Annotated in this window: 22 protein-coding genes and 2 pseudogenes; 13 read left to right on the top strand and 11 right to left on the bottom strand. The window is 38.3% G+C overall.

Annotated elements, in window-relative coordinates:
- Nucleotides 1-71 precede the first annotated feature (71 nt).
- The 10 genes from AABJ51_RS10335 to AABJ51_RS10290 all read left to right on the top strand — a co-directional run bounded on the left by AABJ51_RS10335 (nucleotide 72) and on the right by AABJ51_RS10290 (nucleotide 9,877).
- Nucleotides 72-509 carry a DUF1896 family protein gene (locus tag AABJ51_RS10335; protein ID WP_338372455.1) on the top strand — a complete coding sequence of 146 codons (438 nt, stop codon included), beginning with the start codon at nucleotides 72-74 and terminating at the stop codon, nucleotides 507-509.
- A complete protein-coding gene (locus tag AABJ51_RS10330) occupies nucleotides 499-4,152 on the top strand; it encodes a helicase-like domain-containing protein (protein ID WP_338372454.1) in 3,654 nt (1,217 codons plus the stop codon). The genes AABJ51_RS10335 and AABJ51_RS10330 overlap by 11 nt, the downstream gene beginning before the upstream one ends.
- 257 nt (nucleotides 4,153-4,409) lie before the next feature.
- Complete coding sequence (locus AABJ51_RS10325; protein ID WP_338372453.1) at nucleotides 4,410-5,663, top strand: site-specific integrase; 1,254 nt, start codon at nucleotides 4,410-4,412, stop codon at nucleotides 5,661-5,663.
- 12 nt (nucleotides 5,664-5,675) lie between these two features.
- Entirely contained in the window at nucleotides 5,676-6,959 is a 1,284-nt protein-coding gene (locus AABJ51_RS10320) for a site-specific integrase (protein ID WP_004378883.1), read from the top strand.
- Nucleotides 6,960-7,014: 55 nt separating this feature from the next.
- Nucleotides 7,015-7,500 (top strand): DUF1896 domain-containing protein, encoded by a 486-nt coding sequence (locus AABJ51_RS10315; RefSeq protein WP_004359020.1) that lies wholly within the window; start codon nucleotides 7,015-7,017, stop codon nucleotides 7,498-7,500.
- 94 nt (nucleotides 7,501-7,594) lie between these two features.
- The gene (locus AABJ51_RS10310) at nucleotides 7,595-7,783 is read left to right on the top strand and encodes a hypothetical protein (protein ID WP_144005928.1); all 189 of its coding nucleotides are present in this window, start codon (nucleotides 7,595-7,597) and stop codon (nucleotides 7,781-7,783) included.
- Between the two features lie 380 nt (nucleotides 7,784-8,163).
- Complete coding sequence (locus tag AABJ51_RS10305) at nucleotides 8,164-8,433, top strand: helix-turn-helix domain-containing protein (RefSeq protein WP_004359021.1); 270 nt, start codon at nucleotides 8,164-8,166, stop codon at nucleotides 8,431-8,433.
- 20 nt (nucleotides 8,434-8,453) lie between these two features.
- Nucleotides 8,454-8,768, top strand: coding sequence for a helix-turn-helix domain-containing protein (locus AABJ51_RS10300; RefSeq protein WP_004359023.1), 315 nt, complete (start codon nucleotides 8,454-8,456; stop codon nucleotides 8,766-8,768).
- Nucleotides 8,756-9,265, top strand: coding sequence for a DUF3408 domain-containing protein (locus AABJ51_RS10295; protein WP_004359024.1), 510 nt, complete (start codon nucleotides 8,756-8,758; stop codon nucleotides 9,263-9,265). Before AABJ51_RS10300 ends, AABJ51_RS10295 begins: the two co-directional genes overlap by 13 nt.
- A 192-nt stretch (nucleotides 9,266-9,457) precedes the next feature.
- Nucleotides 9,458-9,877 (top strand): plasmid mobilization protein, encoded by a 420-nt coding sequence (locus AABJ51_RS10290; RefSeq protein WP_004359027.1) that lies wholly within the window; start codon nucleotides 9,458-9,460, stop codon nucleotides 9,875-9,877.
- Nucleotides 9,878-10,349: 472 nt separating this feature from the next.
- On the opposite strand, the pseudogene AABJ51_RS10285 reads toward AABJ51_RS10290, so the two are convergent.
- Nucleotides 10,350-11,331 (bottom strand): annotated as a pseudogene (locus AABJ51_RS10285) (IS30-like element IS4351 family transposase).
- Nucleotides 11,332-11,524: 193 nt separating this feature from the next.
- On the opposite strand from AABJ51_RS10285, the gene erm(F) reads away from it, so the two are divergent.
- Nucleotides 11,525-12,325 (top strand): 23S rRNA (adenine(2058)-N(6))-methyltransferase Erm(F), encoded by an 801-nt coding sequence (gene erm(F), locus AABJ51_RS10280; RefSeq protein ID WP_338372452.1) that lies wholly within the window; start codon nucleotides 11,525-11,527, stop codon nucleotides 12,323-12,325.
- On the opposite strand, the gene AABJ51_RS10275 is transcribed toward erm(F), so the two are convergent.
- The gene (locus tag AABJ51_RS10275) at nucleotides 12,313-13,827 is read right to left on the bottom strand and encodes a TonB-dependent receptor (RefSeq protein ID WP_004378882.1); all 1,515 of its coding nucleotides are present in this window, start codon (nucleotides 13,825-13,827) and stop codon (nucleotides 12,313-12,315) included. The two genes, erm(F) and AABJ51_RS10275, sit on opposite strands and share 13 nt — an antisense overlap.
- Before the next feature lie 280 nt (nucleotides 13,828-14,107).
- On the opposite strand from AABJ51_RS10275, the pseudogene AABJ51_RS10270 reads away from it, so the two are divergent.
- Nucleotides 14,108-15,883 (top strand): annotated as a pseudogene (locus AABJ51_RS10270) (helicase-related protein); the annotation flags it as partial.
- A gap of 76 nt (nucleotides 15,884-15,959) precedes the next feature.
- On the opposite strand, the gene AABJ51_RS10265 reads toward AABJ51_RS10270, so the two are convergent.
- The 3 genes from AABJ51_RS10265 to AABJ51_RS10255 form a co-directional block, all read right to left on the bottom strand.
- Nucleotides 15,960-16,310: a helix-turn-helix domain-containing protein gene (locus tag AABJ51_RS10265; protein ID WP_338372451.1), complete on the bottom strand. Its 351-nt coding sequence runs from the start codon at nucleotides 16,308-16,310 to the stop codon at nucleotides 15,960-15,962.
- A 4-nt stretch (nucleotides 16,311-16,314) separates the two neighbouring features.
- Nucleotides 16,315-16,677, bottom strand: coding sequence for a DNA-binding protein (locus tag AABJ51_RS10260; protein ID WP_338372450.1), 363 nt, complete (start codon nucleotides 16,675-16,677; stop codon nucleotides 16,315-16,317).
- A 284-nt stretch (nucleotides 16,678-16,961) separates the two neighbouring features.
- Entirely contained in the window at nucleotides 16,962-17,495 is a 534-nt protein-coding gene (locus AABJ51_RS10255) for a dihydrofolate reductase family protein (protein WP_338372448.1), read from the bottom strand.
- A gap of 17 nt (nucleotides 17,496-17,512) precedes the next feature.
- Here AABJ51_RS10255 and AABJ51_RS10250 point away from each other — a divergent pair, with 17 nt between their 5' ends.
- Entirely contained in the window at nucleotides 17,513-17,647 is a 135-nt protein-coding gene (locus AABJ51_RS10250) for a hypothetical protein (protein WP_338372447.1), read from the top strand.
- A 115-nt stretch (nucleotides 17,648-17,762) separates the two neighbouring features.
- On the opposite strand, the gene AABJ51_RS10245 is transcribed toward AABJ51_RS10250, so the two are convergent.
- The 6 genes from AABJ51_RS10245 to AABJ51_RS10220 form a co-directional block, all read right to left on the bottom strand.
- Nucleotides 17,763-18,611, bottom strand: a complete 849-nt coding sequence (locus AABJ51_RS10245; protein ID WP_306540352.1) for an RteC domain-containing protein — start codon at nucleotides 18,609-18,611, stop codon at nucleotides 17,763-17,765.
- 21 nt (nucleotides 18,612-18,632) lie between these two features.
- A complete protein-coding gene (locus AABJ51_RS10240) occupies nucleotides 18,633-18,827 on the bottom strand; it encodes a hypothetical protein (protein WP_338372446.1) in 195 nt (64 codons plus the stop codon).
- A 7-nt stretch (nucleotides 18,828-18,834) separates the two neighbouring features.
- Complete coding sequence (locus AABJ51_RS10235; protein WP_338372445.1) at nucleotides 18,835-19,740, bottom strand: phospholipase A; 906 nt, start codon at nucleotides 19,738-19,740, stop codon at nucleotides 18,835-18,837.
- Nucleotides 19,741-19,753: 13 nt separating this feature from the next.
- Nucleotides 19,754-20,710, bottom strand: a complete 957-nt coding sequence (locus AABJ51_RS10230) for a UDP-3-O-acyl-N-acetylglucosamine deacetylase (protein ID WP_338372444.1) — start codon at nucleotides 20,708-20,710, stop codon at nucleotides 19,754-19,756.
- Between the two features lie 31 nt (nucleotides 20,711-20,741).
- Nucleotides 20,742-21,161, bottom strand: coding sequence for a thioredoxin family protein (locus tag AABJ51_RS10225; protein WP_338372443.1), 420 nt, complete (start codon nucleotides 21,159-21,161; stop codon nucleotides 20,742-20,744).
- A 247-nt stretch (nucleotides 21,162-21,408) separates the two neighbouring features.
- Nucleotides 21,409-23,760, bottom strand: a complete 2,352-nt coding sequence (locus AABJ51_RS10220) for a DUF5686 family protein (RefSeq protein WP_338372442.1) — start codon at nucleotides 23,758-23,760, stop codon at nucleotides 21,409-21,411.
- Nucleotides 23,761-23,999: the final 239 nt, after the last annotated feature.

The raw sequence follows: 23,999 nt of genomic DNA, 5'->3' as shown, positions 1-23,999 counted from the left end.
TGCTTTTATAAGCAATCCCCTATACTACATTATTCAAAACGGTCTACCGACCTCCACTAATTTCCACCACAATGAAAGCTAAAAATAACCAGCAGGAGTTGTCCTATTACGGATTACTTCTCCATTCCTATCTTCAGGAAAGCCATCCCGGCAAAACAGGAGATTCCCAATTTATTAAAACAAGGGCCGATATTGCAGCCGAATCCTATTCCAATGCAATAAAAGACGGTTATTCCCACGACCGAGCCGAAGAAATGGCTTGTAAAGCCTTATATGAAGGGCTTTTGTTCTCCAAATTCGATACCATCTGTACGATTCTCTTAGAGGAATTTTCTTATATCCCCGAAAGCGAGGTCTTTCAGAAAACAATGTTACTACTCCCTCTCTGTGAAGAAGTCTTTGCGGAATATACTCTACATGATGAGTTTGCGTATTCTGCCGAATACAATCTACTCTATACGGAACTGGTTGGGCTAATTGATATATGGGAGGACGAACATGAGCTATAATAAAAAGGCTCATCTCAGAGCCAATATCGATGCGATCAAAGTTGTTTTTACCCTTGAAAAAGAACAACGCAGGGCTAGTGAAATCGAGCAGGACATATTAATGGAATATACCGGATTCGGGGGACTCAAATCTGTACTTAATCCTGTCAATAGTCTGGCAGATACAGCAGCATGGGCAAAATCCGAATTGGAGTTATTTCCGATGGTTGCCGAACTACATCGGGTAATAAGGGATAATACCGATTCCGTTACAGAGTATAAGCAATATATCAATAGTATAAAGAACTCGGTACTGACAGCTTTCTATACTCCTCCTTTAGTTGTTCAGGCTCTAGCCGATACATTTAGTGATAGCGATGTACAGGTAAATACCCTGTTGGACCCATCAGCTGGTATGGGTGGTTTTTCCTCTGCTTTTTCATTCCGCTACCTCAAAGCTGATATTCTCAATTTTGAAAAGGATTTGCTGACAGGTAAAATATTATCTCATATCAATCCTGATGATAGAGTCATTATAGACGGTTTTGAAACTATTGAAAACCGATATAACAATCATTTTGATGTGGTTACTTCCAATATTCCTTTTGGAGAGATGAGTGTATTCGATGCTGAATTTATGAAAACAGATAAACTGCATCGGGACTCTACACGAGCCATTCATAATTATTTCTTTCTGAAAGGAGTTGAAACATTGCGTGAAGGAGGATTGTTGGCTTTTATTACCTCTCAGGGAGTATTAAACTCACCCAACAATCAAGCTGTAAGACAATGGTTGATGAATAATACCAATCTGGTATCAGCTATTCGTTTACCGAATAACCTCTTTACAGACAATGCAGGAACAGAAGTCGGCAGTGACTTAATCGTTCTGCAAAAGAATACACTAAAGCAAGAATTAACCCGCCAAGAGAAAAAGTTCCTGACAACTTATGAGCTTTCATCCGGTATAACAATTAACAGCAGCTTTGAAAATCTACAACGAATAGTCCATACCAAAGGATTTACAGATACCGACCCATATGGAAAGCCGGCACAGGTATTCTTACATGAAGGAGGAATGGAAGCTATTTCTTCTGATTTAAAGCAAATGTTGAATACAGATTTTAAACTGAATCTCGATCTGAACTTATACTATAAGTATTCATCACAAAATCAAAAGGCTGTTCAAAATACATCTGCAATAAATAACAAGTCTCAAGTAGCAGAAGAAAAAACTAAAGTTATTGAACTGAATGTATCACAACCAACCATGTCTTTATATGATTTGTTTGGGTTTACAGAGGCAGAGCGTACGCAGATTAAACCGAACAAAAGAAGACGCACACCTCAACCCAATCAGAAACCTGTACAGTTAAGTTTGTTTTCCTCCAATGAGAGACAAAAGCCTGAACCCCGACCCGAACGAGTTGTCAGGGAAGAGAAACCAAAACCACCTATGGAACTTAGAGCATTCTCTGGCACATTGGAAGAATATCATAAGCAAGGTTCATTAGTCAAAGATGACGGGCAGATCGGCTATCTGAAAGAACGTTACAGGAGGGATGCCATGTTTCAGCCCTTGGATCTGCCTACGATACAACAGTCAAAGCTTGACAGGTATATCCAATTACGGGATGCATATCATAAATTGTACGATTATGAAGCCAGGAACCTCATTGAAGAACCTGACTTACGAAAAGAGCTAAACACCTCTTATGATTCTTTTTTCAGGCTCTATGGGAATCTGAACGATAAAAAGAATCTGGATATAATCAAAATGGATGCTTCCGGAACAGCGATTCTTGCATTAGAACGCAGGATAGATGGAAAATTGCAAAAGGCAGATATATTTCAGAAACCTGTAAGTTTTAATCCTGATGAGGTAAAACAAGCAGAAACTTCCCGAGAAGCTTTAGTTGCATCATTAAACAAATATGGAGAAATCCATATGGATTACATGCTTTCATTACTGGATAATAAAAGAAGGGAAGAGGTATTGACTGATCTGGAAGGACAGATCTATTTCAACCCGATGATACAAAACTATGAGATACGGGATAAATTTATTTCAGGCAATGTAATTGAAAAAGTAGAGCAAGTCAAAGACTATCTCACTAATCATCCGAATGATCCGACATCACAAACCTCCCTTAAAGTATTGGAAGATTCCATTCCACAGCCGATCCGTTATGCTGAGCTTGATTTTAACTTCGGAGAACGCTGGATACCGATGCAAACCTATCGGGATTATGCAAGTACACTCTTTGAAACCAATGTAAATATTGAATATTATGCTTCCCGAGATGATTTTACAGTCAATTCAGAGCGAAGTAACCTGATCATTAATGAAAAGTTTGCCGTACAAAGTGAGAAACAGCTTTTTACAGGCATCCATCTGATGAAGCATGCATTACTTAATACAACTCCGAGTATCACCAAGACAATTGAAGTATTGGATGAGAACGGGGAACGTAAAAGTGTAAAAGTAGCCGATCCCGAAGCGATCCAATTAGCAAATTCGAAAATAGACGAGATACGAAACGGCTTTACCGACTGGCTTAATGAACAATCCCCCGAATTTCAAAATAAGCTGGCTGATTTATACAACAAAAAATTCAACTGTTATGTCCGTCCTGAATACGATGGTTCACACCAGACATTTCCTGATCTTGACCTGAAAGCATTGGGTATTGTCGATTTATATCCGAGCCAGAAAGATTGTATTTGGATGCAAAAACTGATAGGTGGAGGCATAGCCGATCATGAAGTAGGTGGCGGAAAGACGCTTATTATGTGTATTGCAGCCTATGAAATGAAACGATTGGGATTAGCTAACAAGCCAATGATATTAGGATTGAAAGCCAATGTACACGAAATAGCTCATACCTTTAGAACAGCTTATCCGAATGCTAAGATCCTCTATCCGGGTAAGGAAGACTTTACACCAAGCAAACGGGTAAAGATCTTCAATGACATAAAGAATAACAACTGGGACGCTGTTATATTAACGCACGATCAATTCGGAAAACTGCCCCAATCTCCCGAAATGCAGCAACAGATATTTCGAGCGGAACTGGATTCGGTCGAAGAGAATCTTCGCATTATCGAGCAGATTGAAGGTAAATCTGCTTCTAAACGCATGTTACGGGGATTGGAAGAAAGAAAACAGAATCTGGAAGTAAAATTGAGTGTACTAGCCGATACCATAAAGAACCGTACAGATGATGTAGTCGATTTTAAAATGATGGGAATTGATCATTTATTCGTAGACGAATCTCATCAGTTTAAGAACTTAACTTTTACCACTCGACATGATCGTGTTGCAGGCTTAGGTAATCCTGAGGGAAGCCAACGAGCTTTGAATATGCTCTTTGCTGTTCGCACCATACAGGAACGTACAGGTAAAGACTTAGGAGCAACATTTCTTTCGGGGACAACCATATCTAACTCCCTGACAGAATTATATCTGTTGTTCAAATACCTTCGTCCGAAAGAACTGGAAAATCAGGGTATCAATTCTTTTGATGCATGGGCAGCTATCTATGCTAAAAAGACTACAGATTATGAGTTTTCCGTGACAAACCAGATTGTACAGAAAGAACGTTTCCGTTATTTTATTAAAGTCCCTGAACTGGCAAATTTCTATGCGGAAGTATGGGAGTAGAAAGCAGAAAATGGCATAAAACTCATATCTGACTGAAATACAGCGGATATTGCTTGTTTCTTCTTAGGGTTGCATCATAGGAAACAGGCAGAAAAGGGAGCGAAAAGGAGGGAGTTCAGTTACCAAATCGTTCGAAAAACGATGAAAGGAAAAGGACGGCTGAAAGTGGTAACTAAAACGGAGTTTTCTCTTTCATTATCAATGTTTTGCATCGTTCAAAGTTCCTCAAAGAAGTGTAATTTTGCAAGTAAAAAACAATGGAAAAAGAAAAATTCAAGCTGCTTTTCTACCTCAAGAGAGGTACGCAGGACAAAAACGGAAAAAGTCCCATCATGGGACGCATCAGCGCAGGACGCTCTATGGTACAGTTCAGTTGCAAATGCTCGTGTACTCCTCGTTTGTGGGACAGTCGCAAAAACCGACTGCTGGGCAAGAGTGCCGAAGCCGTATCGGTAAACAAGGAACTTGACCGCCTTCAGGTGAGCATACACAAGGTTTATGAGTCTCTTTCGGGTAAATCCGATGCTCCCATCACGGCAGAGCGAGTACGGGAGCTTGTATTCGGACTGAACAGTGAGTCACAAGGACTGCTGCATCATACAGACGAGTATATCGACCGCTTCCGTGAGCGTGTGGGCATAGACCGCAGCGAACGCAGACTAAAATGCCTGTTGCTCTTTCACAAGCATCTGGCAAACTTCGTCAGGTATCGCTACCGTGTGGAGGATATTCCCGTGCAGAAAGCCGACATCGCCTTTATCAAAGACTTGGAGGACTACTTCGCCAAAGAAAAGGGATTCAAGCTCAACACTTCGGCTGGCTATCTCTCCATGCTGGCTTCCTTGCTCAAAGACCTGCATAAACGGCACATCATTGACACCTATCCCTTCATCAACCATTCCATTCGTTGGGAAGTGGGTACTCCACGTTACATCACAAGGGAGGAGGTAGGTCTTATCGCAGCCTTGGGAGAAGATAAATTGCAAGGCTATGAAAAAGTGTCGAGGGATATGTTCCTTTTCTCCTGCCTGACGGGGCTTTCCTATACCGACGTGTATCACTTGACGGAGCAGCACGTCTTTCACGAAGCGGGAATGACTTGGATACGCAAGCCGAGAATAAAGACGGGCAACGTGTGCCACATCCCCCTACTTCCCAAAGCCACTGCCATTATCGAGCGTTATCGGGGCATTCACACGAGGGCTTTCCGACACGAACCGCCCAAGGGGTATCTGCTGCCCATACCCGGATGCGACACGGTAAACATACACCTCAAAAAGATAGCACGGCTTTGCGGTATTCAGAAAACGCTGACCTATCACATGGCACGGCATACCTTCGCATCTCAGATGACACTGTCGGAGGGCGTGTCCATTGAGAGCGTTTCCAAAATGCTCGGACACAGTCAAATCAAAACCACGCAAGTGTATGCGGAGACATCTCCCGAGCGTGTCTTTCTGGACATAGAGAAAATACTTCCACAACTCGCACATTATCAACTGACCAACTAAAACCGCAGAACAATGAAAAGTACATTTGCCATACTATTCTACATAGATAGAAGCAAGACCAATGAAGACGGACTATGCGTAATCCGTTGCCGTATCACCTGTAATGGAACGTCCTCATCGTTTTCCACGCAGTTGCAAACTTCCCCCGACGAGTGGCTTGCCCGAAAAGGGTGCATCAAGGCGACAACAGGTAATTCAAGCGGCATCAATCTGCAACTGAACTCAATAGAAGAGTGCTTGCATTCACTCTATGAACGTACATTAAGGGAAGAAAACTATATCACGGCGGAATACCTCAAGGAGCGTTATATGCAGCAAAGTCGCCCCATGCCAACACTTACGGAGCTATATCAATCCGTTTGTGAATACAAGGAGGAATTGCAGGGCAGAACATTAAGCAAGGCAACTGTCAGGGCTTTTAAGGACAGCTACAAGAGTTTTGTTCATTTCCTGCAAGTAAGGGACAGGGCAGACTGTATGCCCACAGAGGTGGACAAGACTTTGCTTGAGGACTATCGCCTTTTTATGCTTCGGGACTTGGGAAACAAGGAAAGCAGTGTCGGCAACCGCCTACGCCACTTGCATCAGGTCATTCGCAAGGCATTGCAGGAGCGATACGTTCGTGAAGACCCTTTTGAACTCATAGACATAGAAACGCCTACCTACGAGCGCAATGCACTTACGGCGGACGACCTGCAAAAACTCTTGGCTTACCGTCCGCACCGCTCGACAGATAACCATTGCAGACTTATTTTCCTCTTGGGATGTTTCACGGGGCTGGCATTCTCAGACTTAAAGAAACTCCGAATGGACGATGTTTATACATTCGGGGATGGGCGTAGGTACATATCGCTCTGTCGAACAAAGACACAGAACAGAAGTATTGTCCCGTTGCTGCCCGTTGCCGAGAAAATACTCGCCATTGTGAGCCACGGACGAAGGGAGGGGCTTTTCTTTCGAGAGTTTCCCAGCAACAGTAATTTCAATAGAACTATTCAGGAGATATGTATTAAGGCAGGACTGCCACCGCATACTCAAGCGACCTCGCACACCGCACGGCACACCTTTGCCACGACCATCTGTCTGGAGAACGGACTTCCGATAGAGACGGTGAGCAAGATGCTGGGGCATCGCTTCATCTCCACGACCGAGATTTATGCACGGGTGACCAAGAGCAAGATTGCCAAGGAAATGCAACCCCTGATGGGTAGTGAGCATACAAGGGTACTGCGTAAAGCCTTACGGCTGTGTCCGTCAAGAACACCGAAAAAGTCAAGTCCCATAATTGGGATGTAACAGCCGTAATGAATGATTCAAAAAAAAGAAGTCCAACTTTTTAACAAGAAAAACAATGAAACAGAAGAACAAAAAGGAACTTTCCTACTTCCGATTGAAGTTAAGAAGTTACATGAGTGAGCATCACCCCGAAAAGTTGCAAGATACGGAGTTTATCACTGCACGGGCAGATATGGCTCTCACAGTTTACTGCGATGCTGTAGCACAAGGCTTTACACACATTGAAGCGGAGAGCATGGCAAGCGAGGCATTGTATCAAGGCTTGCACTTTTCCAAGTACGATACGCTTATATCCGTGTTGGAAAACGAGTTTGAAAGGGAACTTCCTGCACCGCTCCCAGAGAAACTCGTACCTATACTGTTGTCGAACAAGGCTGTTCAAGCCACATTCGACAAGTTCGGTTTGACGGACACATTGGCTTCTGACGAGCAATACGGCCGTCTTTACACCGAACTGACAGGCACGATAGTGCTGCTCATCGAGAGCAACAATCTGCCAACGGTCAGACTGACGGAGGAAGCAAGCCTGAAGGCGTTGTAGGCAAAGGCGGCGCACGCAAAGTTCCTGATGCCGTTTCTTATCGTGCAAAGGTACAACGGCAGCCTGTCTGCCCTGACAAGGTCGAGTCCTGCGGATGGAGAGAAGAATCTCCACCGCAGGATTTCTCTGTTTCAAGGTGGTATTGCCATTTTCTATATCCATGCGGTCGTATTCATCTCTCCCAACCTTGCAGGGCTGGGCTGCCGTAGAGAGTATAGGCACGACAAGAATACGGCATACTCAGGCTCTTTGGACGCAAGGCGTAACAACTAACAACAGATAGGACTGACGATAATACGGACAATCTATTGTTTGTACAATTTGTTGTCATGACTATCTGTTGTCAAAACTATATATCGTCAAAATAATCTATCGATAAAACTATCTATCGACACTTCGACATCTCGATTTGTCGAACTATCGAATTATCGATAAAACAACAAGATAATAAAAGGAACGAGCCGGCACCTCATCTCATTACCGCAATAACACAGACGGATTTCCTTTGTTTTTCTATTGCTTTCTCTCTATTTCCCTGCTTATCCTCATTTCTTGCAGTGGTGCTTCCGAGGGGTTACTTTTGCACCCGAGAAGTACGGCAATGGACTGCATAACAGTTTGTTTGCTGAGTAACAATAAAGTAATCAAAACAAAATTAAGGCAATGAAACTCATTATCATCGACCGCAAAGCGTGGGAGCGACATCGCTCCGAATTTGCAGACTTTATCCATCGTGTGGAAAAACTCATCGGTAATCCTCCCAAGACCGAGCAATGGCTCGACAACGAAGCCGTGTGCAAGCGTTTAGGCATCAGCAAGCGTACCCTACAATCATACCGAGATACGGGCAAAATCCCTTTCTCCATGATTGGACATAAGTGTTATTACAAACAGACCGACATCTGTGAAATGCTGAATGCAGTCAAGGATTGAAATCAAAGAATGAATGAATTATGGCAGAGAATGAAATCATTACGCGGGAAGACCCTCAGATGCAGTTGTTTTCACAACTGATGGAAGGCACTTTGAAGAAGTTGGAGCGGTATTGCTCTACCGCCCGTCCGATGCTGAATGGTGAGGTTTACCTTTCGGGTGAGGAGGTTTGCAGCCAATTACGGCTCAGCACACGCACGCTCCAAGAGTACAGAAACTCAGGAACGCTTCCTTTCTACAAAATCGGAGGGAAGATACTCTACAAGCAGAGCGACATACAAGCCATGCTTGAAAAACACTATAACCCGATACCCAAGAAATTATGGCAAGAATAGATGAAAAAAGGAAACAACGCTTGGAACAAGCCATTAGAGATATGGGAAATTATGGCGTTAAGCTCCGCAAGCCCGAAGAGTTACCCGATTTTGACCAGCCCTTCGATTATGAAGAGGAAAAGAGAAGGTTTGAGCCTGTTGATAAAGTTGAGGAACAAAATGACAAGGAGAGTAACAAGGATTTTTCTCAACCGTCCTATCAAGAAACAGCGTTGTCGCCAACAGAAAGGGCTACTTCTACCGAAGAATTTCATCAAAGAATGGGAAAAACAAAGGACAGAAAGCAATTATCCGAGTTTCAGGGGAAATATCTCCAGCCCTTTCGCAACAGCCACCGCAAAGCCGTGTATGTATCAGAGGAAACCCAACGAAAGTTAGACTTCGTGGTGCGGAGAATCGGTGAGCATGGAGCGAGCGTTTCGGGATATGTCGAACAGGTACTGCGGGAACACCTCGACCAATACAAGGAAGATGTGGAAAGATGGAGGAAACTCTGAATTACTGCATTCCTCGAATGCAAGCCTACGCCGAGTTACTGTATTCAATGAATGCAGTAACACAGCAGGGGCTTATAATCCCATTTTCTACATCAGCAAGGTGTGTCTTTGTACCACAAATTGCCATTTGTACCACAAAGACCCTTGCCCCGAAAGGGGATTAAATCACTCCAAAGTCGTGATTAGAAAGCAATGAAGAAGCAAAAACAAAAGAAGCCAGACGGCAGATGTGCCACCTGCCCACGATGGGACAGATGGCACATCAGAATACCTAATTCCGAAGACCAGCAGAAACTTATCAGACTCTATCGCAAGTCGGGAGCAAAGACAAAGAGCGACTTTGTCCGAGCAAGGCTTCTTGGTGAATCTTTTAAGGTCATCACCCAAGACCCTGCAAAAGAACCTTACTTGGAGAAACTCTCAGAAATCGTTGCCTTGGCTCATAAGATAGGAGTTCTGTACAACGAAGTCGTGAAAGTCCTCAATACTTATCATTCTGTTGCCACTGCTCAACAACTGCTCGGCAAACTCGAAACCTATTCCCAAATTCTCATCAGACTACAACAGCAAGCAGTACAACTGACAAAATCCTTTGGGAGTAGAGAAGAATGAATGCTGATAAATCATAACACCCATACTCGTATCGTACCGCGAATGTCCAATCCCTCTTTGGATGATACAAAAGGGTCACTTTGAACGATTACATAGGACCAGTTTCAACGATTTTTCCACTCTGCCCTAATACTTTATCTTTTGGAAAGTACATTGATAATCAGATAATTATTTCAATAACTCCCGATTTGGAGTATTACCCCACATTTATTATTTTTTTATTTTGACAATTCCCGATTTGGGGCATTACCATGACCATTAACAAACACAAAGTCTGTATAATCCCCTATAACTAACGTATCTTTTGAAATTTTCCGTATTTTGTAATCAACATATGGATAGAGCTTTTCCACAGGATGTGGAAGTTTCCAATAAATAAAAACTCGCATGCCATCAACATCAAACACTTTAGGGAATAAAATGTCCTGTTGGGAAGTAAATTCTTCATCTCCTTTCTTATTATAAGCTGAATTCAACTTGCAAATGCAACAGAATTCTGATTAATAATTTGTTTAAATTTTTCGTTTGGCGTGAGGTATCCAAGTCTTTTACGAGGTCGATTATTGAGTTTATTTTCAATCCACTTAATCTGTTTGTTGGTTACTTCACTAAAGTCCTTACCCTTTGGGATATACTGCCTGATAAGCCCGTTGGTGTTTTCATTGGCACCACGTTCCCATGAGTGGTATGGTTTGCAAAAATAGAATTTTATTTCCAATTTTTGCGCAATTTCCTCGTGCTTTGCAAACTCCTTTCCATTGTCAGCCGTAATTGTGTGTATTAAGTTTTTCACTTTCCGCAGTGCCCATACTGCAATCTTAGCTACCGGGATGGCTTCTTTTCCCGACAACTTGCGTATCCAGACCCTGCTTGTTGCTCTGTCGTTAATGGTAAGAATGGCACCTTTGTGGTTCTTACCAATAATTGTATCTATCTCTAAATCACCAAATCTCTCCTTCAGTTCCACTATCTCGGGACGCTCATCAATATCCACCCTGCCTGGGATAAATCCTCGCCCTGCATTTTTAGAACCACGTTTGGCATACCTGCGACCTTGTCTGCGAAGATATTTGTGCAGTTTGCCACCCCGCCGCTTATCCTCCCAAATCCAGCGATATATCGTTTCGTGAGATACCATCGCAATTCCCTCCAAGCGGCTCCTGCCGACAATCTGCTCCGGGCTGAATCCTTTCTTCAACAGCTTTATTATCCGTTTTCTCATTGCCGGTGTAAGCACTTCCTTGCGATGTTTTTGCTGCTTGCGCCTGTCTGCTTTTCGCTGGGCAAGCTCCATGCTATAGCTACCACTTCGGGCGTCGCAATTGCGCTTTATCTCCCTGTAAACAGTGCTTTTATCTACTCCGATAGCTTCCGCTATTGCTTTTTTGCTCATCGGTATTTGCAACATCATAGAAAATTGCATACCTTTGTACCTCGGTTATATGTTTGCTCATCTGCAACTTTTTTTTCTTTGGACGGACAATTAAAGCAAAGATAGCAAACTTTATCCATTCAGAGTGAGAGAAAGGGGGACATTGTCTCTCTTTCCTCTCTGAAAAATAAATGTTTTTATTGCTTATTATCCGCACCCAAAAAGTTGCATTTATAAGTTGAACTCAAGAAGTATTCACCTGTAAGAAGTTACTAATGACAAAAAAGAAATTGCCCGTTCGTTTTACGGGTCAGCACTTTACTATTGATAAAGTGCTAATAAAAGATGAAATAAGACAAGCAAATATAAGTAATCAGGATACGGTTTTAGATATTGGGGCAGGCAAGGGGTTTCTTACTGTTCATTTATTAAAAATCGCCAACAATGTTGTTGCTATTGAAAACGACACAGCTTTGGTTGAACATTTACGAAAATTATTTTCTGATGCCCGAAATGTTCAAGTTGTCGGTTGTGATTTTAGGAATTTTGCAGTTCCGAAATTTCCTTTCAAAGTGGTGTCAAATATTCCTTATGGCATTACTTCCGATATTTTCAAAATCCTGATGTTTGAGAGTCTTGGAAATTTTCTGGGAGGTTCCATTATCCTTCAATTAGAACCTACACAAAAGTTATTTTCGAGGAAGCTTTACAATCCATATACCGTTTTCTATCATACTTTTTTTGATTTGAAACTTGTCTATGAGGTAGGTCCTGAAAGTTTCTTGCCACCGCCAACTGTCAAATCAGCCCTGTTAAACATTAAAAGAAAACACTTATTTTTTGATTTTAAGTTTAAAGCCAAATACTTAGCATTTATTTCCTGTCTGTTAGAGAAACCTGATTTATCTGTAAAAACAGCTTTAAAGTCGATTTTCAGGAAAAGTCAGGTCAGGTCAATTTCGGAAAAATTCGGTTTAAACCTTAATGCTCAAATTGTTTGTTTGTCTCCAAGTCAATGGTTAAACTGTTTTTTGGAAATGCTGGAAGTTGTCCCTGAAAAATTTCATCCTTCGTAGTTCAAAGTCGGGTGGTCTACATCAATGCCACTGTTTATCTTCCATTGCTTACCCTTATAATCCATTCTCAGGGTGAGTTCCTGCCCACATATAGATAGTGTGTTCTCATAACTTAGGCTATCTATGTATGGTCTATTCGGTATAGTATAGTCGTAAGTGTTGCTTGTGTTTCTATCCTCTTCGTGATGCAGTCCGTACCCTGTCTGCAATTTCAACTGTTTGCCAAAAGGATGGGTATATTGCAATGATATTCTGCTTTCGTTGCGCAGGGTGGGCAGTTGTTGGCAAAGATTGCGCAACAGTAGTGAATCTCCGCCCACAGCGTTGCGCAGGTGGTGGAATTTCGTCAGTGAAAGGCTGGTATTATTAGTTTCATTCGAGTTACCGCCAAGTGTCGCCTTCACGGTAAATGATGCCCCAGCCTTGCCAATCCGCCGTGTGAGGTCGGCAGATACATGGTAATTCTTTCCATTGCTTTTTGTGTTATTTCGCAGCGTTCCCGAGGTCAGCGTGTCCGCAGCCGTATTGCGCTCATATAGGTATGTTGTGTTGTCAGTCAGGTTGTCTGACCGTCCGAAGTTTCCATTTGCACTTATATTCAGCAAAGTCTTTTTGTCTATGTTATACTGCAGATTTATGTTTGCGGCATTACTGTGATTCTTGCTCAAGGAAAGCAGCATTGATTCCCGATATTTTGTTCCCGATGAAAGATATTGCTCATCATAGTCATGATTCTCGCTTCCATTGTGGAAGGCATTGAGTGAGAGGCTTGCATTGAGCGTAATTTTCTTACCAAATTTCTTCACGATATTGCCCGACAATATGTTTTGGAAATTGTTTCCCCCAATGTTCATATTACTAAGATTGTCAGAGCGCAAAGTCAGCGAGGTGTTTTCGCCATCGGCATTGAATAGATTGCCCTGTACCTCATCCCTGCGTCTGTCGCGATTGCCGTGTTCAGCCGTTAGTGTTCCTGTCAGGCTGCCATTGTAGGTAGATTTGGTCTTGATGTCCAGCACATAATTGTCGGCACCATCATCTACTCCCGTCATTTTCTCCAATGCGCTGAGCATGTCATACAGTTTCAGTAGTTCCACTGCATCGGTTGGCATATTCTCCAACGCTGCGATAATGTCGTTGCCCATAAAGGTCTCGCCATTGATGTTTACGCCGTTCAATGGCTTTCCTTTGAATGATAGTTGCCTGTTCGCCTTGTCGTATTCCATGCCCGGAATATTCCTGATTAAGTCTTCCAAGTTAGCACCTTTCCTTACTCGAAGGCAATCAGTATTGATAAACGTGGTGTCTTTTCTTATGGAAAACAATTTCCGCTGTCCAATAACTTGAACTTCATCGAGTTCTATCGTTTTATGTAATGAAGAAACATGTTTTCGAGTAGGGTATATAGTATCACCCACAACTAAATTCAAAATAGTAGCATTAGCAGTGGGAAACAGCAGAAGTAGAATGATGAAGATTAAAAGAATTCTTTTGATTATCATTTTGCAAAATTACCATTGTTCATAGATATATGCAATACCTTAAAATGGCGATTTTATAGAATTAGAAATGTCTAAGGTTGATTTTCATTGAAAAAACAACGTAAATACTTTGCTTATATGAATTATATCGCTATCTTTGCAACATCAAACAGAGAGTTCTTTGAGACTTTGCAGAATAAAGAAAGGGAAAGAAACTCGCTCGTTTCTTAGTCGTTCACCTTATCAGATTATATATTCTGCTTTTTATTAGTAATCAGTCGATTACATTCACCCCCATTACTTTTATGCGGAGATAACTGATTTTCGTACAGCAAAAGATATCGGAATAGACAGACCCGAAAAGAATGAGATACTGTACAATATTCCCCCAACACCACAGCAGGAAATATTTATTCAAAAGCTAATGGAATTTGCTAAGACAGGAGATGCTACATTACTAGGCCGTGCTCCACTAACAGAGAAAGAAGATAAGGCAAAGATGCTGATTGCGACTGACTATGCCCGTAAGATGTCATTGGATATGCGTATGATTAATCAGGCTTATGGAGACCATGTGGATAACAAAGCATCGCATTGTGCAGCTAAGATAGCCGAGTATTATAATAAATACGAATCCAATAAAGGAACACAATTTGTATTCTCTGATTTAGGCACATACAAATCCAATGAATGGAATCCATATTCGGAGATTAAACGAAAACTGATAGAGGATCATGGTATTCCGGCACACGAGGTACGTTTTATTCAGGAAGCCAAGACTGACAATGCCCGTAAAGCAATGATCGAGGGGATGAATGAAGGGCGTATCCGGGTATTGTTTGGTTCGACTTCTATGTTGGGAACAGGAGTAAATGCTCAGCAGAGGGCTGTGGCTATTCATCATTTAGATACACCGTGGAGACCATCAGATCTGCAACAACGGGACGGACGGGCTATCCGCAAAGGGAATGAGATCGCTAAACTATATGCAGACAATAAAGTGGATGTAGTCATCTATGCAGTCGAGAAAAGCCTTGATTCTTATAAGTTCAATCTGTTACAGAATAAGCAGACATTTATCAATCAGCTAAAGAATAATAGTCTGGGCAGTCGTACTATTGATGAGGGCAGTATGGATGAAAGTGCAGGTATGAATTTTTCAGAGTATGTGGCTATTCTTTCAGGTAATACCGATTTATTGGAAAAAGCCAAATTGGAGAAAAAGATCAATGCTTTGGAAAGTGAGAAAAAAGCATTTGTCAAAAGTAAATCTTCAGCTACATTTAAATATGAAGACAGTACCCGAACCATTGAAGGAAATACACAGATGATAAATCGAATGACAAAAGATTGGGATGCGTTCAGCAATCGTGTTCAAACAGATAAGGAAGGAAATAAGCTGAATCCTGTGAAATTGGAAGGGATAAATTCATCTGATCTGAAAATCATCGGAGAAAAGTTAAACCACTTATCAGATAATGCCCGTACCAATAATGAGTATTTCACTATTGGAACACTCTATGATTTTCAACTTCTTGTAAAAACAGAGGAAAGTCAAAAGGAAGGTTCTATCTTTAAAGATAACCGATTCTTTATAGAAGGGGAGGGTGGAATAAAGTACAACTACAATAACGGGCATATCGCTACTGATCCCAAACTAGCCGCTATGAATTTTTTGAATGCTTTGGAGCGTATTCCGAAGTTGATAGAGAAATATCAGACTGATAATGAAAAGCTATCTAAAGATCTTCCAATACTTAAAGAGGTTATTGATTCTTCTTTCAAGAAAGAACCTCAATTAAAAGAATTGAAAACTGAATTGGTCGCCTTAGATCGGCAGATCCAGCTTACTCTGACAACCAAAGATGAACTGAAAAAAGTTCAAAAGGTAGCTTCTGTACAGTCTGTTGATTCTACAAATAATGTTCGCTCAGGACAACCGATGAGTATTAAGGAGGTTATTGATGCAAACAGGGATCGCATACTATTGGGTAGACCTGATAATGGGAATGTTAGCTTTTCAGAGAATAAGAAAAATAAGGATGAGAATTCTGAATATAGAGGAATGAGATTGTAATAAAAAAAAGAGCTTCTGCGTTTCACAACGAAGAAACTCTAAAAAGGCTATAGAAAAGAATATTAATGATTTGTTATTAGATATTGTCTTTGTTTTTGGAACTGCTTTTCTTCTGCCATTTATCCCTATCTGTAAGCTTATCTTTTCCTCCGAAATATTGATCGACAAATATTTTTACATCCGATTCCCTATAGTAGTTCCGCTTACAGATTGTTTTGAAAGGGAGTAATCCCAAATTGCGATAGCGTTGTAAAGTACGTGGTGTAATTTTAAGAAAAAGACATAAGTCCTGATTATCGAGTAAACGCTCTCCCAATACACCACTGTTCTCAGAAACCAGGAGCTTGTCAACTTTTTCATCTATCCGTTTGAGAAGTCTAGCCAGACCTTTTATATTGGATTCGAATATTTCGTCATCAATCATCATAACTTTACTTTTTAGGTTTGTTTCGTTTCCTACGTTCAATATACTGTTGATGATGATTGATCAGATCCGAAAGTGCTTCTTCTCCGGTTTTAACCAAATGCTCCTGTAGAATACGCTTTATTTCTCCTATGGTATAATAGGTTTTTCCCGACAGGATGGAGTATGAGATAAGCTGATTGGAGCGAAGACGTTGCAGAGTGCGTTCGCTTATACGAAGAAAGGTGCATACTTCATAACTATCGACCCATACTTCGTCCAATTCTTTAGATGTACTAGACGTGTCTTGGTTTCGAATATAGTCGGTAATAGAATCAATCTTTCTGATTAATTCTTTAAATGCTTCTGAATCGATTGTTATAACTTCCATATCATATTTGTTTGAAACAAAGGTCTGATATTTAGAAGCTTTGAAGGCCCAAGTTGGGATGACTGTTTTTAGATAAATATCTAATTGACTACTAGATAAGATTCTTCGATCTAATTATTTTGATTTAGTTGAAAGGGAATCTGTGGTTTGAGGTTTCAGTAAAATATTTTATGCTGTTGATGGCTATTTTTAGGACTGTTTCATGTCGAAATGTATGGAAAAATAAATACCCAAGCTTGGGATCAACTTGGGTAATGTATATTCTATTTTTACATCATTTAAGGCTAGATATTTCGATGATATTCAACCTGTAGCACATTATTATTGTATTTATGGGTGTTGTTTAGCTCCCAAGTCGATTCTTTAGCTGTATTGGGAAATAAAGGAACTCCTGAACCGAGTATAATTGGTATAGTTGTAATTATCATTTCATCTATTAAATCATTATCAAGAAGTATGGAAATAATTTCTCCTCCACCCACAAGCCAGATGTCTTTACCTTTTTGTTTTTTGATCTCTGATACAGCTTCTATTATATTATCGGAAATAAAATGAATATTCTCTTTCGGATTATTCATCTTATTTTGGGTAATTATATATGATGTTTTGTCCTCATATGGATATATTACATCCATATTTAGAATATCCCGATAAGTTCTACCACCCATGATAACAGTATCAATAGATTCAAAGAACTGATTATATCCATAGTTTAATTCGGCAGTAATCGGATAATTGGAAAGCCAATCCAACTCGCCATTGATATCTGCTATATAACCATCGATAGATGCAGCAATATATAATTTAATTTTTCTCATGGTTGTAATCTTTAGGTATGCAATATACAAAAAAGTGTGGAGCATGCATTGCTCCATCACGAGGTACTGGTATACCCGAAGAACGAAACAAGCATGTCCACACCATACTTTCGTATAGCATGAACATTGCACATTTCGTCTCGTTCTTCTAAAATTACCAGTTTTCGTGATGAGACGTTTACGTGAACGTTATGTTATATATCAAGAAGTATTTTTAATACTTCTGCTTTTCTTATTATTCACACAAATATAAGTTATTATTTCGATTCATTTATTGTCCAATCCATCCATTCTATCTTCGAGAAGCTTTATTAATTTATCTAAAAATAAAGTACGGCTACCTTTACGCTCCCGAATTTCAAGGAATGTGTGATAGAAGTCCCCTAGATTAATATTAAAAACAGTTTCAATATATTCAGCAAGTTCTTTTATGTTCGTATTACCATTATTGAAGCATCCTGCACTATCCCATGCGTAAATCTGTTCAACAAGTTCTGCTTTTTTAGCAGTCCATGTAAGTCTAGTCTTTGGCAAATTAAATGTATCTTGAATATTGGATTCGAGATTACCGATATGTAGGAGTTTATTGTTTATGTAAACTGTCAACCTCTCATTAGCTATCATTTTTGCAACTTTAAAGTCGAAGCTAGTCGAGAATTTAGTATCTCTTTCAAAATAGAAACAATCGAGAATTAACTGAATATCCGGCTTGCCTCTCAGAAAATAGTATTTATCAAGATGAGTACTACCCGAACGATAATATTGGTAAAAGTCGGCATTATTGTCGAAGAAATACTTTATCCGTCCCAAGATACCTTCTAAATAATTTTTGCGATCTATATAACTACCTGTTGGCATTCGCATTTCCAGATTGTATATTTTTCTGTGATAAATTAGAATGCTGAATAGTTGAGGCTTTGTTTCTTTAAAGAAAATAATCTCGTCAACTTGGTTCTCAAATTTATAACATGAAACAAATTCTTTTAATTCATCGAATGTCGATTCGAGCAAAGAAATAATACTAATTGATTTTTGAAAAATATTATTTTCTTCTGATTCGATAACTTGAATTTGTTTATTAATATTTTCTTTTATATTACGAATAAATTGTTCCATAGTATTAGTATTATCAATAATCTATGACATCTCTTTCGTTATGCTAACGGTAAAACCACCGAACAAAAGTCCAAAAACACAATTAACCCAACATTCAGAAGACATAGGATAGGTTCCCCAATAGCATCCCCAATAATACCAATGAATATATCCCAATATAAGACCGAAAAGCATCCCGATAAGGACTTTCATATTGTTTTTAAAGAATAATTTCATAGTATATTTATAAGAAGATACTTTGAAAATCAGGTTTTATACAAAAACCAACCCTTACATTAAGATTGTATTTTTTATAGTCGAGGAGATTTTCACCTCTTCCATCATAGAACCGGACGTATAAATATTGGTTAGAACTTGCAGATATTTTGAAAGCGGCAGTTAAAGAGGTATTAAAATCTCCAATCTTCTTTCTTGGTGTAATTTCTCCGGTAAACCACCATCTTTTATCTTTGGAACTGTAATTTGCAGATAAGCTTCCAACTCCTCTGTAGGTTGTCAAATCTCTGTTCTCCTCACCATCGACAATTGGTATCCATAACTTAGCCCCTAAAGTAAGTTGGCTGTTGAAGAAATATTTAGAAGACAAACTTATCATATTCCAGCTTCTTGATTCTGCTCCAGCTCTTCCATTTGACTCATGCTCTATCTGTAAGAAGGCGGCTCCTTTCAGCAAATTATTGTGAATAATATATTTAGCCAAGCCCAGACTTGGATTATAATTATTGTCGCGAAACGGTGCTGATTTATCATAAATATCCCAATACGATTTCTGAGTATAAGTTAAATACAAGAAGGTATTGAAAGGCAATCGGCTTTTTGTCAAGCGATGCCTGATACTAACTTGAAATAGAGCATCTGCAGTATTCTTATTTATAGATTGGTTCAGAGGAACACCCGTCGTAAAATAATTATCTCTATATATTCCAAAAGCAGGCATATTGTCAATCTGTTTTAAAATATCTTCTTCATCGACTTCGATCTGCTCTTCTTCAAAAATTGACACTTCTTTAAGCTGCCTATTATTTAACTCTTTTAGGGTATCACCTACTATAATAGTTTGAGCTCTCATATTCGAAGATATAATAAGCACCATCGTTAAAGACAGTAGAAATTTAAACGTTTTAGTCATGTATTTTAGATGATTATATTCCTTGTAGTTTTAACATTTCTCTTGTTGTCAAAAGATTCTCCAGGTAATATTCACGAATCGCTTTTGCAAACAATACATTTATTTTATGTCCAGGACAGATTGCGGTAATAGAACCTTCTATAAATGCTCCGACCAGTGCAATATCACCAATAATATCAAGTAACTTATGTCTGGCTGGTTCATTATCGTACATAAGAGGCTTATTCATTATGTAACCGAGATGTTTTGCATTCTTTTGTTTCATGCCTGTGGCTTCTGCTAGACGGTCATAGTCCTGTTGAGGCATGGGTGTATCGTAAATAACTATTGCATTATCCAAATCACCTCCTTTTATCAAATTGTTATTTAATAATTGCTCAATTTCTCGTACGAAAACAAAAGTTCTGGCAGAAGCAAAATCCTTAGCAAAATCAGTCAGATTAGTTATATTCGCCTTCTGCTGTTTAAGAATGATCGAATTGAATCTAATCGTTGATTCAATAGTAAAGGATTCTCCCGGTAACAATAGCATTTCCGATCCGGTTTCCGGATCTGTCACTCGAATTCTTTTACGTTTAAGACTTACATATTTACGAGGAGCATTTTGTTCCTTTATTCCTATTTCCTTTATCTTTCGAACATATTGAATAGAACTTCCGTCCAGTATTGGAAATTCAGGTCCATCTATTTCTATCAAACAATTATCTATTTCACATCCATACAAAGCTGCAAGAGCATGTTCAACTGTACTGACCTGTACTCCATTATCAGCCAAGACTGTTCCTCTTTGTGTGTTTACAACTTTATCAACTACTGCTTCAATAATGGGCTGACCTGAGACATCTGTTCTTTTTATCTTATAACCATGATTTTCTGGTGCTGGCTTAAATGTAATTCGCAAGAATAGACCTGTATGAAGACCTTTTCCTTCCAGACTAAAATAGTTTTTTAGCGTTCTTTGTTTTGTCATTATTAATATATTATTTCAGTTGTGGCTATTTTTAGAAATTTTCGATTCTTTTGATAATCATCCTCAGGTTAGACTCAGAAACAAATCCCATTATACGACTAACTTCCTGTCCATGCTTCAAGAATAATACGGTCGGTACTCCTGATATTTGGTAGTTGAGAGGATAATCTTCAACATTCATTTTATAGAATTTCAGGTTTGAACCACTTCTTGAGATACTTATCAGGTATTCCATCTTTTTGTATAAATCGGAATTGTCATCATATAATAGGACTGCAGAAAGAGAGTCTTGATGGGTTATATGGATGAATGATTTTGTATTCAGGTTCTCTAACTCTTCTGATTTTTGAGGGGCTGGAATATCATTAAATAATGTATTTCCGACTATACTTATAATCAGAGTTATCAAGAAGAAAGCAATAACAAAATGATATGTTTTTATTCGCAGCATAAAAGAATTTCTTAAAATCAATTACAATGCGAAGTTGTATTAATTCTCAGATATGTCTATTATCTGTTTTTACTGAGAAATGTCCTATTCTTACAATTTCTGTAAAAAATGAAGAAACTTTATATGTATTCGTTATCTGCTAATTGAAATATACTTTATTAATAGATATTTTATGATGATAGATTATACATAAAGTCTAATTAGATTTTTTTATTCAAAACCTCTTAAACATAGAGTTTATATCTTATTAAGAAATATCCAACGATCTTAAATTCAGAGAAAATCTGATCCCTACATTTTTTATTTTTGTATTAAGAAAAGAGGTGAAAAAACCAACCCCAAAATATCGATTGAAAGAAATGGAGTACCCAGTTTCTACATATGATTTTATTTCGGGAGTGAACAATGTTTTAAGATGGATATTTTCAGTAAAAGGAGTCCCTTGTAAGAATGGGATATATTTTAAGCATACATATTTACCAGAATAATTCAAAAATAGATTTATCCAATACCTATTTGTTTGTATTTCATAATTATCTAGCAATAAAAATGAATCAAACAAAGAGTTAAGATTTAGTAACAGGTCGGAGGATCCGAAATGTTGATAATCTGTGAAATGAAGATTTTGTCTTTTACTTATATATACTCCTGATTCTATTTTATAATCAATCCAGTTAAAATAGTCTAATTGTATGCTATGTGCTACGCCTCCTTTTATTTTTTGATATTTGGAATTATTGGTCTGCCATGATGAAAATCCCTCTTGGTATTCGATATTGAAAACAGGAGTCACCTTGTTTATATGCATTTCTAAAGCCTCAGTTATTGAATAGTTGGATTTCGGAGAATAATACAATTGTATAAAGTATGCAGTACGATCAAAACGGTCGTTAGAGAAAATGTTTGGTTTGATATGTTTACGCCCTGATAAATTAAAATCTGTATAATTCGACAAACCTGACCTTTTCTCTAAAAGGAATGAAGTAGAGAGTTTTAATCTTTTATTAATATGTATACTGTTATTTAAAGAGATAAAATCTCGTTGATAAAAAGAATTATAATTTTCACCTAGAAATAAAGAGGTGAAATAATTCTGGTATCTGGTTAATGACAAACTACTAAAATCTTCTGATCGTGTACCAAAGCTTAAGTTAAACTGCCCTTTTCTTTTTTTATCATAGTTATAGCTTACATCACTACCTGCAAGTATCCGTTTTCTTGCTGTTGCATAATAAATATATGGATAGGCCTCAATATCTCCTTTTTTATTGATTTTGTATCTAATATCAAATTTATTTCCTATCCATAAGCCATCCACATAATTATAATCCCTGAAAATAAACTTAACCCCGTTATATTTTAAATAAAATTGACTGTCTTCACTTCCTAGCAAAAATCCTCCCACCAAAGCCTTACTCAACCAATATTCAGAGATACCTGTTCGCTTAGAAGATATTGAGTCTGTGTTGTATTGTAGAATAATCTCTTTGTCGATAGGCTGTGACCTATACTTATTCCAAAAAACAGAATCTCTTTTATATGCATTTTTCTCATATTCGATTTTATTGATATTAGATTCTTCATTGTCACGAATTATTTCTTGTTCGGAAATACTATCATATTTTATAGATGTTGAATAGTCGATAGTACCCTTCGTCCCGATAAAAGAAAATACAATGTTGCTATGGTAGCTTACGGGTATAGAAACCCCATTTCTCAGCTCATTATAAGCTATATTTATAGTCGATTCCAATCCTTGAGAATTCGTTTGTAAGGAGGCATATGCTATTGCCCATGTTCCGTCTTCGATATATAGAACGCCGTTTAAAAGTTCTGGATCTTTTATCTTTGATTCTATTTGTATTTTATGATATAAAGTCTGACCATCAGTGTAATATCCTAAATATTTGAATTTATAAAAAGAGAAGGCATACTTACTTAATGGTGATATAAACTTACCAAATCTATCCACGTATATAGAACCATTTTGAACTTCCATCACACTTTTTTCAGTTATTGTTTCAGGAATATCACCGGAACTACCCAAAACAGAAACTGTGTAGTTATTAGGATAAACATATTCTGTTCCGTTATATAACTCTTGAAATAAAGGCTTATTCTTATAATCTGACAAGAAAATATTATCCAATTTATATCCAATTTTATCGATAAAAGAGTGTACTTCTTCAAGGGTTAACCTGCCTTTTGTATAACTATAGGATTTATATCCTTTTAAAATGTTTGAGTATGCAGAAGCCTTTGTAATACTCATTTTTATGATAGAATCAGCTTTTATATTCAAATTATCAGTGTAAAAAGTATCTCTTTTTATTATAATATCTATTTTTTTCTCTGAGATATAGGATTGTAGAATTTTATATTCAGGATGCTTTAATAGTAATGTATAATCTTGCCTGTCTGTTATTATTTTGAAATAACCTTCTTTATCACTAAGAATACCTTGATTTAGTTCAGGTATAAAAATACTTATACCATTTACAGATTTTCCTTCTCCATCAAGAACACGGCCAACTTTATTTTGTGCTACTACGGTTATTGACAGGTATAAGAATATATAAATACATAATGCAATTCTCATTCAGTTTTTTATATGAAAATGTAAGTAACTCCTTTTATAAACTTACTTGGCAAAGGTGTGAAGTTTGTTCAAATTTATTATATTCTAAATGATGGATAAAATGGTCGTTTTTCACAAATCAATATTGTTTTAGAATTTTTGTTTCTTAGATTGCCGTAACTGTAGATCGATATATTCTTTCGAAACTTTATTATACTAATCATCTCCGAAAAAGAGCATTTTTGTTTAATACTGGAACT

Source organism: Indolivaga capnocytophagoides (assembly GCF_036511535.1).
GTDB lineage: Bacteria > Bacteroidota > Bacteroidia > Bacteroidales > Dysgonomonadaceae > Dysgonomonas_A > Dysgonomonas_A capnocytophagoides.
The sequence above is the reverse complement of the archived record's forward strand: the minus strand, read 5'-3'. Positions and strand labels throughout refer to the sequence as shown.